Here is a 14316-nt window from a genome sequence, read left to right as displayed (position 1 = left end):
TATAGTGCCCCCGTTATGCTAACGCATTAGCGTAGTGGGGCGCCGCTTTACATTTTTTTAGCTATCAAATCCTATTAATAAGGAGCCTTTAATTGCCGCAAGGACCCGTAAGTGTTGAAGAATTATTTCATTCCCCATGTGAAAAGATAACTAAGACATAGTTTGTTTGAAATGGAGGGAATGATATGAAAGAAAAAGAAAACGAAAGCGACAAAATGAAGGAACAGGAAGCGGCTGTTGATGAGGCGATAGGAGAAAAAGAAATCGATATTCTCGAATTTTATGGAGGAGCCTTTGCTTCAACACTGCCTCTTCTATTTTTTATTGTGTGGGCCATTGTACTAAGTCTATTAAAATTGGTTACAGAAGAAGCACTTGTGTTAGGTATGGTTATGGGAATTGCACTTGGTTTATTTTTTTGTAAATCAAAATGGCGTCATTATGCACAAGCTCTTATTTCTGGAATGGCTCAGCCTATAGGGGTAATTTCAGTTATTGCTTGGTTTTGGGCAGGGATGTTTGCAAAGCTCTTAGCGGCTGGAGGTTTAGTAGAGGGATTGATCTGGTTTGGATTTGTTACAAATATTGAAGGTGGACTGCTGGTTGGGGTTACTTTCTTACTTGCTGGTTTGTTTTCAACAGCAGTTGGTACTGGGTATGGGACAGTTGCGACCTTTGGAATTCTGATGTATCCTGCAGGAATCATTTTAGGTGCAGATCCTGTGGTCTTACTTGCAGCAATATTGAGTGGGGCTGTTTTTGGAGATAACTTGGCACCTGTATCCGATACAACGATCGTTTCTGCAACGACTCAAGAAGCAGATGTTCCAGGTGTTGTTCGTTCACGAATTAAATATTCAGTGGCTGCTGCTATACCAGCTTTTATTATGTTTGTTATCTTTGGAGGTAGTGGAGCAGGTATTGAACATAACGAAGTCATTTCACAACTACAAGACCAAGTGTCTCCGATTGGTTTGCTGATGTTAATTCCATTTGTTCTTGTGCTGACATTGGCACTGCGTGGGCGGCATTTAGTAACCACGTTAACATGGGGAATCTTAGCTTCCATTGTTGTTATTTTTTTAACTGGAATATCATTAGATGTGGTGCTCCATTTTTCACACGATGAATTAGGGAACCCTGTTGTAGGTGGAGCATTAATGAGTGGAATTGGCGGGTATTTTAACATGGCTATTTTGATTTTGTTTATCTTAGCAGCAGCACATATAATGGAACTGGCTGGTACAATGAATCGAATTAAAAATTTTTTTATCAAAATTATTAATGGAGTTGTCAGAAGAGCAGAACTTTCAATCTATGCCATTGTTGCTTTTTTAAATGTTTTTATTACGATTAATACCGCAGCAGAAATAACAGCTGGTCCTTTTGTCCGTGAGCTTGGTAAGGAGTTTCATATCCATCCTTATCGTCGTGCCAATTTTCTTGATACTGTTTCTTCTTCTTTAGGATATATTTTCCCTTGGAGTGGAGGAGTCTTACTTGCTTGGGCAACGATTAAAGGAGCAGCACAAGAATTTGATTTTTTGCCGGTAGTTGGTCCAACTGAAGTCTTTCCCTTTGTCTTTCAGGGATGGTTTCTCCTCTTAGTGATGTTGATTGCTGCATTAACTGGATGGGGACTGAGATTTGAAGGGGAAAATGGCGAAGAACTTAAACCTGAAGAGTTCGATAAGCTTACACAAAAATAAAATTAAAAAAAATCCTAGTTGAGTAAATTTTATAATTTGAATCCCAAGTCTCGCAAGGCTTTCAGGACACGAAAAAAGGAGTACCTCCCCAAAAGTCGAATGAGTTAAGTGCGACCAAAACTCTCAGACTGGAGGAAGGCTCTCATGAATCAGAGCTAGAAGCCTGAGATAGGCTTTATGAAATTGATTCATATAGAAAAAAGATGAAAAAGAATACTGTTCGAATTTGTTGTCAGAGAATTGGTATCTTGAAACTGGCCGTTTTTTCTCTTCTATGTGGGAGTCTATGGCAGCGGTACTGCTGTATTTATCATTACTGATATGTAGAGGGAATAACGATAGTAATGGGATCTTGTATATTATGAAAGCTAAGGGCTTGGAAGGAGGTACCATATCTAAGCCCCCTATTTTCTATTTTACTATAACCAGCGAATTTAGTTTATGAAGAATTTTTGGTTATTTTTAATTTGTAAGAATGTATAAAAAAGAATAATACATAGGTCGAAAATATAAATGATAATCCATAAATAACTAATTAAATTAAAAAATCTACTCTCATAAATGATAGGTAATGTTTGCAGGAAGGCTTCATTAAATAATAAGGAGTTACTATTGGTTATCCTTTGCGATACACTACTATCGAATTTAAACCAAATAAGGTGAATACATAGTAATACGAAGGTATGGAATAAGAATAGTTGATTCCGATATTTTCTGTAGGTATGAAAATCGTTAGAAAAAGAACGTTGATTGGTAAGCTTTTGTTTGATATAAGCATCAAGTCGCTGAAAATCAGAACTACCTAAAGTACTAGCGTAAATGATAAAGAGAACGATAACTACCTGGAAAAAAGAAACCTTGCCGGTGAAGTAATAATTTATAGCAACTAATAAAGCTTGAAAAATAGTACAAAATATAATTATAAAAAGAAAGAATTGGTTAAGTTGAGCAAGCTGAAATTTATAACGATTAACTATAAATAGTAAAGCAGCTATCCAAGTGATCCCCTCAGAGATTAAAAAACATATCCATTCATTCTGATATAAGAATAACAACTTTTGTCACCTCAATCCTAAAAACAGTGTATGTCCTAATTAAATAGGATATGTGTTTAGGAAATATAAGGATTATCAATTTTTTATTCTTTAGGGAAAAATAAAGATAAATAAGACTTAGAGGTGGGGAAAAGGTGACAGTTGGTACACAAGTGAAACAAGCACTGGCGAATGCAAAAAGTGTACAGGCAAATTTAGAGACGTTTGCTTTACAAACACAAGATGAAGCTGCTAAAAAAAAGTATGAAGATGCAGCTGAACAGATTCAAGCCGTCATTGATGGTTTAGAATCAAGAGTACAGCAAATTGAGCAAGAAGAGCCTGAATTTCGAGAGTAACTAATATATAAGAATTTTAATGCTAATAATGCTAAGTATCTGTAGAGTAGGGATTTTAAAAGATACTTGGCATTTTTATTATAGGTTATAAATAATAAACATTCGCTGTCTAATATGACTTAATCCGACTTTACTTTCTAGACCCTCCTTCTCTTTTATTGTTTCCTTCAATTTCTCCATTTCTATTTCAATTTCAGTATAATCATCAAGCCCAGCTAAAAGTTGCATCTTCCACTTCCTGTTTTGATAATTTTTTTGAAATTCACTTAGATTTTTTAAAGCTCTATCCCATTGTTCATCTTCAATATCATTTTGTACCTGATTAATTTTATTAAAGAGTAATTCATCCTTCTCTGTAATGGTCACATTACTACAGCCTATCATTGAAGTTACCATTATTATTAGAGCCAAGTATCTAATAATTTTTTTCATGTGAACACTCCTTGATTTTCTTTTATATATAGCAGCATATTTAGATTTAGTTTATCCAATAATGGTAAAAAATAGTTCGCTGTTTGGTTTAAGGAGTGAATTTGATGAATGAATTATCAATTGTGCTAATTCGTGGCCTAGTTGGATTCTTTTTAATGCTTATTTTAGCGAGAATGATGGGTAAAAAACACATTACTGATATGACATATTATGAATATATTGTAGGTATATCAATCGGTAGTATAGCCGCAGAGTTAACGTTCGGCACGGAAGTAAGAATGTCTAATTTTATTGTTGGGATGATTATTTGGGCAATGCTTCCGGTTATTATTTCTCAAATAGAGCTAAAGTCTTTTAGGTTTCGGAAGCTCACTGAAGGGAAAACAACTATTTTGATACAGGATGGAAAAATACTCGAAAAAAACTTGAAAAAGGAAAGCCTTACTGTTGATGAACTGATGATTCATTTGCGGCAAAACAATGCATTTAAACTATCGGAAATTGAAACAGCTGTTATGGAGAAAAATGGACAAATCAGTGTCATGAAAAAGAGTGACGCAGAACCGCTAACGCCAAAGTATGTAGGTTTAGTCGTGGAACAGGAGAAACATCCGCGTATTGTAATAATTGACGGGAATGTCATGGAAAAAAGTTTAACAAACTATGGCTATACAAAAGATTGGTTACTAGGAGAAATTCTAAAACAGGGAGCACGTGATTTTAGTGATGTTTTTTTAGCGCAGATTGATTCAATGGGAAATGTTTATGTTGATCTATACAATGATAGGTTGAATATGCCTCAAATTAAACAGAAGCTATTAGTAGCAGCTAATATTAAGCAGCTTCAGGCGAATTTAGTAAATTTCTCCCTCCAAACAGAAAACCAAAATGCAAAAGAAATGTACCAAACTTATGCTAAGCAAATGGATAAGTTAATGGAAGAGATGGCAGTATATTTAAAAGAGTGATAAATAAGTTTAATACAAATCTTATTTATCGCTCTTTATGTAAGGCTTTTGAAGCCATTAGTGTAGAAAATGGCTGGTTAGAAATAATAAATTCATCAATAAAATATTGATTGGTATTAGAAGTATGTTCTTCTTCTAAAATTTCAACAATGGTATAGATATTTTTGTTATTTTGCTTTGCTATGTGTTTTACAGTAGATGCGATTAATAGAATTTTACCGTCCTCACTAGCCTTATCTATGACATTATCTGAAGCAAAGACACAGACTGTATTCGCAAATAGAATATTTGCTTTTTGTAGTGTATCTATTTTTGTAGCATCACCTTGAACATAGTGAATATTTGAATGGTTTATAGGGGAGCTATTTAACTGATCGATTAAAACAATATCAGTATTTTGGTTTTTATTAAGAATTTGCTCAATTGTAATTTTGGATTTTTGAGACCAAGTAATTATAACGATATGATTTTCCCCTTTGTAACCCAATATTTCCGCCTCCTTTAACTCTTCATATGTATTGAGCAGGTCGATCCATTTAGCAATGATGATTGCAAAAAAACCAACACCGACTATATATAATACAATCGTATATAATCTACCGATCATGGTTTTGGGTATATAATCCCCAAAACCAACCTGTGAAATCGTAGTCATGACAAACCAAAAACCATTTAATGGGGATTTGAATTCATTTGGTTCAACAATATAGATGATGAATGAACTGAGGATAATAAAAACAACCCCGCCTACAATTAATTTCCAATGTTCTATATTAACTGTTTTATCAAGTACCTTTTTAATCAGACTAAAAATCATGTAAAGCTCCTTATTTCCGATATTAAATTTATAAAATACATAGATATTATGTCTTACCGCCATCAAAATTATTATTCCCTTGTTATAGAGATCATAAGTTTGACCGACTTCTAATATCAAAAATTTGGACATATTAATTACAAAGAGGAAAATTAGGGGAAGAGGTTTTTTTATATGCATTATCGCGTACAAAAAAAACATACGATCTATCGACTTACGGTTTTTTTACTGCTTTATGTAAATGTTTGGTTAACGTTTTCTATAATCTATTGGATATTAGATATTACTAATTTAGGCCTCATTGTTGATCATTATGCATCAACCTCTCATCAGGAGAAGGGGATTGACAGAATTACAAGGTCCCTATATTTAAGCTCTATTACTTTATTATCTGTGGGTTATGGTGATGTAACACCATTTGGATGGGCGAGAGCAGCGGCAATGGTTCAGGCTCTTATAGGATATCTTCTTCCTGTAGTGATTGTTGTACAATTTATCATCCCTAATCGTAAAAAAGTGGAAAGGGTCGAGGAGGCACCGATCAATTATATTGATCCTAAACTTATGAAAAAAACGGATAATTAACTTATTTCTTATAAAAAATGCTGAATAAGGATACCTTTTAATAATGTATCCTTATTCAGCATTTTCATTATTATTTAAGGACGTTGAATTCCAGAGGAGGCAAAGTTCTTTACTAATCTTTGCAGTTCCTTATGTGCTTCTCGTAATTTTACAGTTTCATCTATAATTTTTTGGAAACTTTCTAAATCCTTCTCTGATGCATTTAGTACCGATTTTGGAATCCCCTCGGCGATTTGTTGTAATGTTAAATCTCTGCTCACTACCAACGACCACCTTTCATTAAGTTTTTTCCTCTTTAATTCTTATGGAAATATTGATAGTTTTCCTGCAAGTTTCAATTAAAATTTATCTACATATTTCCTGATATAGAGTACGAATTTAACTGAAAAGTGAGGAATTATTTACAATAATATATATATACGATGAGAAATGGAGAATTATGTCTTATGTAATAGGATTATTAAATGAATCCCATCTAATAGGTAATAACAGTGGAGGACAAGGATTAATTCAAAAAAATGAAGGAGTTTCCGTTTTTGATTTTGTAAATATCTATGATTAAATAGTAGTATATGACAATCTATGTCATGTTTCTACAAAAAAATTGAATAAAGGAAGTGTTGAACGTTTTGGATAAAAGTGACAGGTCAGTTTTTATAGTTTCTGTAGGAATTGCTATTCTATTTGTAATCATTGGTGTACTAATTCCCAATCAATTAGCGGCAGCTATGAATGTAGCGCAAGGATTTATTCTTGAGTCATTTGGCTGGTTTTATCAACTAGTAGCTACATTTTTCCTTTTATTTGCTATATTTATTGCTTTTAGTAAATATGGAAGAATTAAGCTTGGTCATGCAGATGCAAAACCAGAATTTAATCGACCAACATGGTTTGCCATGTTATTTTCCGCTGGAATGGGAATTGGTCTCTTATTTTACGGAGTGTCAGAACCAGTCTCTCATTTTGCAACTCCACCAACAGGTGATGGAAGTACCGAACAATCAGCAATTGTTGGGATGCGTTATACATGGCTTCATTGGGGATTGCATGCTTGGGCAATATATGCAGTTGTAGCATTAGCTCTTGCCTATCAAAAGTTTAATAAAGGTGCACCTGGTTTAATGAGTGCAACACTTTATCCTGTGCTTGGTGAAAAGGTGAAAGGTCCAATCGGTCATACGATCGATGTTGTAGCGGTTTTTGCTACGTTGTTTGGTGTAGCAGCCTCACTTGGGTTAGGTTCACAACAAATTAATGCCGGCTTAGAATATCTCATAGGTATTCCTAATAACTTTATGGTACAAATGATTATTATGGGTATCATAACAGTGCTTTTCATCATCTCAGCAAACACAGGGATTTCAAAGGGGATTAAGTATTTAAGTAATGCGAATATGTCAATTGCAATATTGTTATTTTTTGCAATGCTTATCCTCGGACCAACATTATTTTTACTAAACATGTTTACGACTAGCTTAGGCAGCTATGCTCAAAATGTTTTGTTAATGGGGTTGCGTATATCACCATTTGATGCGAATGAAGCAGCTTGGACACAAGGATGGACAATCTTCTATTGGGCATGGTGGATTTCATGGACGCCATTTGTAGGAATGTTCATCGCTCGAGTTTCAAAAGGTCGTACAGTAAGGGAATTTATTATAGCTGTTCTATTAGTTCCAACTCTTGTTTGCAGTCTTTGGTTTACGGTATTTGGCGGTACAGGGATTTATATGGAGCTTATCCAAGGGTTTAATGTCTCTGGCCAAGGCTTGGAAACAGCATTATTTTATGTTTTCCAGCAGTTACCGTTTGGAATAGTACTATCGATATTAACTGTAGCATTGATTACGACCTTCTTTGTTACCTCAGCAGATTCAGCAACCTTTGTGTTGGGGATGCAGACAACTGGAGGAAAATTAAATCCGCCAAACCGCGTAAAAATTACATGGGGAATCATTTTAGTTGCAGCAACAGCTGTATTAATGGCTTCCGGTGGTTTAGCGGGGCTACAAACGGCTATTATTGTAAGTGCTCTGCCATTAACATTTGTTGTACTCGTTATGTGTTATGGTTTGGTTCGATCGCTAAATCAGGATCTTCGTGTAGAAAGTAAAAGTTCAATAGCCAAAAAAGAGCATAAACAGACAATAAAGTCGGTTAGTTAATCATTGACTATAAAAGGGGATGTCTCAAAGGAAAAGCACTTATGAGACATCCTTTTTTAATGCAATAATAAGTAGAAAAAATAGAGATAGAATTGAGTTTTTTCATTCTCTATGATAAAATTTTTTAAGATTGGTACTTATAATTAAATGCGGGAAGTGGCTCAGCTTGGTAGAGCACCTGGTTTGGGACCAGGGGGTCGCAGGTTCAAATCCTGTCTTCCCGACCATGTAAAGACGTTGAAAATTAGTACAAATATTCAAGTAGTGTTTCCAATAGAGACACTACTTTTCTACTTTTACAGAAGTGATTTATTACAGTAATACTGTATAAACCGCTGCGGACGGGTTGAATAATAGATAAATGTAAATTTTTTTTAGAAAGGGTGAATTTCTTATGACAGTAGCCCACTTAAAGGAAGAAATCATTGCATACAGTAAGAGTATCGGAATAGATAAAATTGGTTTTGCTTCTGCAGATCCATTTGTAGAACTAAAAAAAAGATTGGAAAAGCAACAAGAGTTAGGGTATCAATCAGGTTTTGAGGAGCCTGATATTGAGAAACGTATAAATCTTGAATTATCGTTACCAGAGGCAAAATCAATCATTGCGATAGCATTGGCATATCCATCAAAAATGGAGAATCGGCCAATAAGTACAAAGGAAGAAAGAAGGGGGATCTTCTGTAGAGCATCGTGGGGTGAGGATTACCATTTAGTTTTAAAAGATCGATTAAAGAAATTAGAGGATTTCATCTTAACAAAAGTACCCGAGGCAAGAGTAGCTTCTATGGTTGATACGGGGGCCTTATCGGATCGAGCAGTAGCCGAGAGAGCAGGTATAGGCTGGAGTGGTAAAAATTGTGCGATTATTACTCCTGAATTTGGCTCATACGTCTATTTAGGAGAAATGATAACAACAATTCCGTTTTCACCTGATACCCCTTTAACTGATCAATGTGGGTCATGTACAAAATGTATTGATGCTTGCCCAACTAGTGCTCTTATACAAGGGGGGCAAATTAATGCACAAAAGTGTCTTTCCTACTTAACACAAACAAAAGATATATTACCTGAAGAATTTCGGGAAAAAATAGGGAACCGATTATATGGTTGTGATACTTGTCAACAAGTCTGTCCTGAAAATAAAGGGAATGACTTTCACTTTCATAAAGAAATGGAGCCTGATCCTGATGTAGTCAAACCAAAACTGATCCCACTATTAAAAATTAGTAATAGAGAGTTTAGGGAGAGGTTTGGAAGGCTATCAGGGGCATGGCGTGGAAAAAAACCAATTCAACGAAACGCAATAATTGCACTCGCACACTTTAAGGATCAACATGCAGTGAGCGAGCTTACTGATTTATTGAGAAATGACCCTCGTCCTGAAATTCGAGGTACGGCAGCATGGGCTTTAGGTAAAATAGGCGGGGATGAGGCACTAAATAAACTAGAAAATGCAAAAAATAGTGAAAAAGATGAGAAAGTGTTGGATGAGATAGATAATGCGATAAAAAGGCTAATAAATTAATGAAATAGTATTGGCAAATTCTTAGTTAATTCAGTAAGATAAGGACAAGACTGGATTGAAAGTAGGTGTATTATGACAAAGAGGCAATTCATTTTCTACGGTGAAATGGATAGTCCCCTTGGTCCTTTGACAATTGTATCCAGTAGTCAAGGTGTTTGTCATATTGAATTTGGATCAATTGAACAAACGTTACCTCAACTAAAGGGATGGTTAAAAAAGCATTTTTTAAAATTTGAACTGATCTTAAATCAAGAAAAATCTCAGCCAGTTATTACACAATTACAAGAATATTTCTCTGGAGAACGTTATCAGTTTGATCTATCACTTGATCTTGTAGGAACGCCTTTTCAAATTCGCGTTTGGGAAGCACTACAAAAAATTGATTACGGAGAAACACGTTCTTATAAACAATTAGCACAAGATATTGGTGCACCAAAGGCAGTTAGGGCTATCGGTGGAGCGAATAATAAAAATCCGATTCCTATTATCATCCCTTGCCATCGTGTAATTGGGTCAAATGGAGCGATGGTAGGCTATGGGGGCGGACTAGATAAAAAAGAGCATCTACTTGAAATAGAAGGCTCTTTGAAAAAAATATCGTAATGATTAGAAAGCTATTAACGTAGCTTTCTTTTTTTTGGTTCTGTAATAGTATTTACTTTTGTATTGTTCTTATACAATCATTGCATTCATATGTTTTAAAAAGGTTTATAATCTGATGGGAGGATTAACCTAATGACTTGGTTTCAGACATTGAAAGCAAATATTGAGAAGTTTAATGACTGTCTTGTTAATGAAACGGAAATAGATCGTGATTATTTAGAAGAGAAAGAACAACGATGTTTATATCGGAAAAAGGAAATTTTACAAAGACGAAATGCAGAAATTGTGAAGTCAACAGTAAATGGTAATGTAATTAGACAACATCAGTTTGAAGATGAACGACAGGTTGAATATTGGCTTCACTATCAATACTTAACAAAGCTGAAGGATAAGTTTTATATTGAAGAAGCAATTCAAACAAGAATGGCGATTTTTAATGATGATACAATAACGAAAGATTATCTGATTCATGATGAGCGAACAATAAATAGTGAAAGAACAGAAAAGATTGAACGGGAAATACAGCCCGAATATCATGATCGCTTTACGTATAATCGACTTGAAGCAATTCGGTATGCAGAAAGGTGGTGGGATGCTAGAAATCCTGCTTATAAAAACTTTAATGATAATTGCACGAACTTTATTTCACAATGTTTGCATGCAGGGAGAGCTCCAATGACGGGGTCTCCGAATCGCTCGAAAGGTTGGTGGTATAGCGGTAATAACTGGAGCTTCAGCTGGACTGTAGCTCATTCATTTCGATGGTATATGAGTGGAGCTAAATCAGGCTTACGGGGGAATGAGGTCTCTCAGGCAGAACTATTAGAACCAGGTGATATTATTTGCTACGATTTTGATGGGAATGGGAGATGGCAGCATACAACCATCGTTGTCGCAAAGGACGCTAATAATGAACCGTTAGTTAACGCCCATACTTCGAATAGTCGGATGCGATACTGGTCATATGAAGATTCAACAGCCTATACTCCTAATATTCAATATAAGTTTTTCAAAATTGTCGATAGATAACAAAAGTCAAGACATGCCTATTTCTCACCTTATCTGCAAAGTGGTATAATAAATACCGATAATTTGAAATGAAGTTGAGGTGAAGAAATGGGATTACATATTGTTTTGTATCAGCCTGAAATCCCTGCCAATACAGGGAATATTGCTAGAACATGTGCCGGTACAAATACGGCTTTGCATTTAATTCGTCCACTAGGTTTTTCAACTGATGATAAAATGTTAAAACGAGCTGGCTGTGATTATTGGCCAAATGTTCATATTCATTATTATGATTCAATTGAAGAATGCTTTGATACTTATAAGGATGGTTATTTTTACTTTATAGAAACTGTTGGAACGAAGGCATATAGTGATTTTGACTATAGCGATCAAACGAAGGATTACTTCTTTGTATTTGGAAAAGAAACGACTGGTCTTCCGAATGATTTATTAGAGAACAATGAGGAACGTTGCTTACGTATTCCACAAACAGATAAAGTTCGCTCATTAAACTTATCGAATACTGCAGCTATTCTTATTTATGAAGCGCTAAGACAACAGAATTTTCCGGACTTGTCGTAATGAAGAAAAAAAAATCGACCTTATATTGGGTCGATTTTTTCTTTGCGGATGTTAGTACTTAAATCAATGAAGTACTGAGCCTAGCTTTTGCGTGGATTGTCATTATAACCAGCAGTTAAGATTGCTGCAAGAAATGCTGCGATTACACCTAGAATTAGGATAGTCCCCATCTTACTCCTCCTCTTGTAACGGAAAATATTATTAGTAGCTCATTTCCTTATTATAGAACATTATTGGAATGGTGTGAATGGCAATGTCGAATCATTTTAGGATTTAACGAACTTTTCAAAATTACTCACTTTTCCTCCATGATTTTGATACTAAATTAGTTGTTATAAAGACAAAGAAACAGATTGAATCTCTATTTATAGTTCTTTCTTGTCAACATGTCTAGTATACATATTAGTAGAAAAAGCAATTAAGTTTTTAATTTTTCGCGAACATTTGTGAATGCAATTATCATAGTCATTTAATCCTCATAAAAATCCAATTATAACAATACAGATAAAAGTAAACATGTCTTTATTAAAAGAAGAGCATGTTCACGGACATCCTCGCATAGTATTTACAAATGGCTGTAAATGGAGATCAGACTTAGTTTGATAAGGAGGAGCGCATGGAAATATTAAATAAGATTCAACGATATCGTGAAGAAGAGAGACGCTTAACGTGGGAAGGTACATTTGCCGACTATTTGGAAATCATTAAGAAAAATCCACAAGTTGCTCAAACAGCCCATTCGCGAGTTTATAATATGATTAAGGATGCTGGCATTGAGGAAGTAAATGGTAAGAAGGAGTATAAGTTTTTCAGTGATCAAATTTATGGATTAGAAGAGTCAATTGAAAGATTAGTAGAGGAGTACTTTCATTCAGCTGCAAAACGTTTAGATGTAAGAAAGCGTGTTTTATTACTTATGGGACCAGTTAGTGGAGGGAAATCAACGCTTGTAACGATGCTGAAGAGAGGGCTTGAACAGTATTCCCGTACTGACAATGGAGCCGTCTATGCAATTAAAGGATGTCCAATGCATGAAGATCCATTGCACCTGATTCCACATCATTTGAGGGAAGATTTTTATGAAGAATATGGAATTAGAGTGGAAGGTAACTTATCTCCACTTAATATGATGAGACTTGAAAAAGAGTATGGTGGAAGAATTGAAGATGTTATAGTTGAAAGAATCTTCTTCTCTGAAGATAAGAGAACAGGGATCGGGACATTTAGTCCATCTGATCCAAAGTCACAAGATATTGCTGATTTAACAGGTAGTATCGACTTTTCAACGATAGCAGAATATGGATCTGAATCAGACCCGCGGGCATATCGTTTTGATGGTGAATTAAACAAAGCAAACAGAGGTTTAATGGAGTTTCAAGAGATGTTGAAGTGTGATGAAAAATTCTTATGGCACTTACTCTCTCTAACACAAGAAGGGAATTTCAAAGCTGGTCGTTTTGCCTTGATTTCCGCAGACGAAATGATTGTCGCTCATACCAATGAGGCTGAATATAAGTCGTTTATAGCAAATAAAAAGAATGAAGCACTTCATTCAAGGATTATTGTGATGCCGGTTCCTTATAACTTACGAGTAAGTGAGGAAGAACGTATCTACCAAAAGATGATTAAGGATAGTGATATGGGCCATGTCCACATCGCACCGCATGCATTAAGGGTAGCTGCAATCTTTACAATTCTTACTCGTTTGAAAGAATCAAAAAAGCAAGGTGTAGATATTGTTAAGAAAATGCGCCTTTATGATGGGGAAAATGTTGAAGGCTTTAACGGTCAAGACCTGGAAGAATTACGCAATGAATTTCAAGATGAAGGTATGAATGGTATTGACCCACGATATGTCATTAATCGTATTTCCTCGGCAATAATCCGCAAAGAAGTAACGTCGATTAATGCGCTTGATGTCCTGCGTTCGATAAAAGAAGGGCTGGATCAACATGCTTCGATTTCAAAAGAAGATCGTGAACGTTATTTAAATTTTATTTCCATTGCCCGTAAAGAATATGATGATATTGCGAAAAAAGAAGTTCAGAAGGCGTTCGTCTATTCATATGAAGAGTCTGCCAAAACACTTATGGATAATTATCTAGATAATGTGGAAGCGTATTGTAACAAGAATAAGCTACGTGATCCATTGACTGGTGAAGAAATGAATCCAGATGAAAAGCTTATGCGTTCCATTGAGGAGCAGATTGGTATTTCTGAAAATGCGAAAAAGGCATTTCGTGAGGAAATCCTTATTCGAATTTCTGCTTATGCAAGAAAAGGGAAGAAGTTTGATTACAACTCTCACGAACGTCTTCGTGAAGCGATCCAAAAGAAACTGTTTGCAGACTTGAAGGATGTAGTGAAAATTACAACATCTACAAAAACTCCTGATGAGTCCCAACTTAAGAAAGTAAATGAGGTTATTGCCCGCTTAATTGATGAGTACGGCTATAACTCAGTTTCAGCAAATGAATTATTGCGTTATGTTGGTAGTTTGTTAAACAGGTAGGATAATCGTAAATA

The 14316-nt window shown here is 35.2% G+C and carries 13 protein-coding genes and 1 tRNA gene; 11 read left to right on the top strand and 3 right to left on the bottom strand.

Annotated features, from left to right (window positions below):
- Positions 1 to 185: 185 nt before the first annotated feature.
- Both ACJ2A9_RS07675 and ACJ2A9_RS07670 read left to right on the top strand, forming a co-directional pair.
- The gene (locus ACJ2A9_RS07675; protein WP_441421023.1) at positions 186 to 1709 is read left to right on the top strand and encodes a Na+/H+ antiporter NhaC family protein; all 1524 of its coding nucleotides are present in this window, start codon (positions 186 to 188) and stop codon (positions 1707 to 1709) included.
- A 1189-nt stretch (positions 1710 to 2898) separates the two neighbouring features.
- A complete protein-coding gene (locus ACJ2A9_RS07670) occupies positions 2899 to 3102 on the top strand; it encodes a DUF1657 domain-containing protein (protein ID WP_441421022.1) in 204 nt (67 codons plus the stop codon).
- A 78-nt stretch (positions 3103 to 3180) separates the two neighbouring features.
- Here the strand turns inward: ACJ2A9_RS07670 and ACJ2A9_RS07665 are convergent, their stop codons facing one another.
- On the bottom strand, positions 3181 to 3534 hold the full coding sequence (locus ACJ2A9_RS07665) for a DUF4363 family protein (protein WP_441421021.1): 354 nt from the start codon (positions 3532 to 3534) through the stop codon (positions 3181 to 3183).
- 104 nt (positions 3535 to 3638) lie between these two features.
- On the opposite strand from ACJ2A9_RS07665, the gene ACJ2A9_RS07660 reads away from it, so the two are divergent.
- The gene (locus tag ACJ2A9_RS07660; RefSeq protein WP_441421020.1) at positions 3639 to 4502 is read left to right on the top strand and encodes a DUF421 domain-containing protein; all 864 of its coding nucleotides are present in this window, start codon (positions 3639 to 3641) and stop codon (positions 4500 to 4502) included.
- 25 nt (positions 4503 to 4527) lie between these two features.
- Here ACJ2A9_RS07660 and ACJ2A9_RS07655 read toward each other — a convergent pair whose 3' ends face one another.
- Entirely contained in the window at positions 4528 to 5319 is a 792-nt protein-coding gene (locus ACJ2A9_RS07655; protein ID WP_441421019.1) for a potassium channel family protein, read from the bottom strand.
- Positions 5320 to 5493: 174 nt separating this feature from the next.
- On the opposite strand from ACJ2A9_RS07655, the gene ACJ2A9_RS07650 reads away from it, so the two are divergent.
- The gene (locus ACJ2A9_RS07650; protein WP_441421018.1) at positions 5494 to 5904 is read left to right on the top strand and encodes an ion channel; all 411 of its coding nucleotides are present in this window, start codon (positions 5494 to 5496) and stop codon (positions 5902 to 5904) included.
- A gap of 74 nt (positions 5905 to 5978) precedes the next feature.
- Here ACJ2A9_RS07650 and ACJ2A9_RS07645 read toward each other — a convergent pair whose 3' ends face one another.
- Complete coding sequence (locus ACJ2A9_RS07645; protein WP_441421017.1) at positions 5979 to 6164, bottom strand: hypothetical protein; 186 nt, start codon at positions 6162 to 6164, stop codon at positions 5979 to 5981.
- A 369-nt stretch (positions 6165 to 6533) separates the two neighbouring features.
- Here ACJ2A9_RS07645 and ACJ2A9_RS07640 point away from each other — a divergent pair, with 369 nt between their 5' ends.
- From ACJ2A9_RS07640 to ACJ2A9_RS07610, 7 genes are all read left to right on the top strand, one after another.
- A complete protein-coding gene (locus ACJ2A9_RS07640; protein ID WP_441421016.1) occupies positions 6534 to 8069 on the top strand; it encodes a glycine betaine uptake BCCT transporter in 1536 nt (511 codons plus the stop codon).
- A 150-nt stretch (positions 8070 to 8219) separates the two neighbouring features.
- Positions 8220 to 8296 (top strand) — tRNA-Pro (locus tag ACJ2A9_RS07635).
- Between the two features lie 167 nt (positions 8297 to 8463).
- On the top strand, positions 8464 to 9597 hold the full coding sequence (gene queG, locus ACJ2A9_RS07630; RefSeq protein ID WP_441421015.1) for a tRNA epoxyqueuosine(34) reductase QueG: 1134 nt from the start codon (positions 8464 to 8466) through the stop codon (positions 9595 to 9597).
- Between the two features lie 72 nt (positions 9598 to 9669).
- Positions 9670 to 10200, top strand: coding sequence for a methylated-DNA--[protein]-cysteine S-methyltransferase (locus ACJ2A9_RS07625; protein WP_441421014.1), 531 nt, complete (start codon positions 9670 to 9672; stop codon positions 10198 to 10200).
- A 132-nt stretch (positions 10201 to 10332) separates the two neighbouring features.
- Positions 10333 to 11229, top strand: a complete 897-nt coding sequence (locus ACJ2A9_RS07620) for an amidase domain-containing protein (protein ID WP_441421013.1) — start codon at positions 10333 to 10335, stop codon at positions 11227 to 11229.
- Positions 11230 to 11316: 87 nt separating this feature from the next.
- Complete coding sequence (trmL, locus tag ACJ2A9_RS07615; RefSeq protein WP_441421012.1) at positions 11317 to 11790, top strand: tRNA (uridine(34)/cytosine(34)/5-carboxymethylaminomethyluridine(34)-2'-O)-methyltransferase TrmL; 474 nt, start codon at positions 11317 to 11319, stop codon at positions 11788 to 11790.
- A gap of 616 nt (positions 11791 to 12406) precedes the next feature.
- Complete coding sequence (locus ACJ2A9_RS07610) at positions 12407 to 14302, top strand: PrkA family serine protein kinase (RefSeq protein WP_441421011.1); 1896 nt, start codon at positions 12407 to 12409, stop codon at positions 14300 to 14302.
- Positions 14303 to 14316 lie beyond the last annotated feature (14 nt).

Source organism: Anaerobacillus sp. MEB173 (genome assembly GCF_052119505.1).
Taxonomy (GTDB): domain Bacteria; phylum Bacillota; class Bacilli; order Bacillales; family JBJMAU01; genus JBJMAU01.
This window is presented reverse-complemented; position numbering and strand designations above follow the sequence as displayed.

What these genes read in the sequence shown, in the direction of transcription:
- ACJ2A9_RS07665 (WP_441421021.1), bottom strand. Translation starts at nt 3,534, where the DNA reads ATGAAAAAAATTATTAGATACTTGGCTCTAATAATAATGGTAACTTCA.
- ACJ2A9_RS07655 (WP_441421019.1), bottom strand. Translation starts at nt 5,319, where the DNA reads ATGATTTTTAGTCTGATTAAAAAGGTACTTGATAAAACAGTTAATATA.
- ACJ2A9_RS07620 (WP_441421013.1), top strand. Translation starts at nt 10,333, where the DNA reads ATGACTTGGTTTCAGACATTGAAAGCAAATATTGAGAAGTTTAATGAC.
- ACJ2A9_RS07675 (WP_441421023.1), top strand. Translation starts at nt 186, where the DNA reads ATGAAAGAAAAAGAAAACGAAAGCGACAAAATGAAGGAACAGGAAGCG.
- ACJ2A9_RS07660 (WP_441421020.1), top strand. Translation starts at nt 3,639, where the DNA reads ATGAATGAATTATCAATTGTGCTAATTCGTGGCCTAGTTGGATTCTTT.
- trmL (WP_441421012.1), top strand. Translation starts at nt 11,317, where the DNA reads ATGGGATTACATATTGTTTTGTATCAGCCTGAAATCCCTGCCAATACA.
- queG (WP_441421015.1), top strand. Translation starts at nt 8,464, where the DNA reads ATGACAGTAGCCCACTTAAAGGAAGAAATCATTGCATACAGTAAGAGT.
- ACJ2A9_RS07650 (WP_441421018.1), top strand. Translation starts at nt 5,494, where the DNA reads ATGCATTATCGCGTACAAAAAAAACATACGATCTATCGACTTACGGTT.
- ACJ2A9_RS07625 (WP_441421014.1), top strand. Translation starts at nt 9,670, where the DNA reads ATGACAAAGAGGCAATTCATTTTCTACGGTGAAATGGATAGTCCCCTT.
- ACJ2A9_RS07610 (WP_441421011.1), top strand. Translation starts at nt 12,407, where the DNA reads ATGGAAATATTAAATAAGATTCAACGATATCGTGAAGAAGAGAGACGC.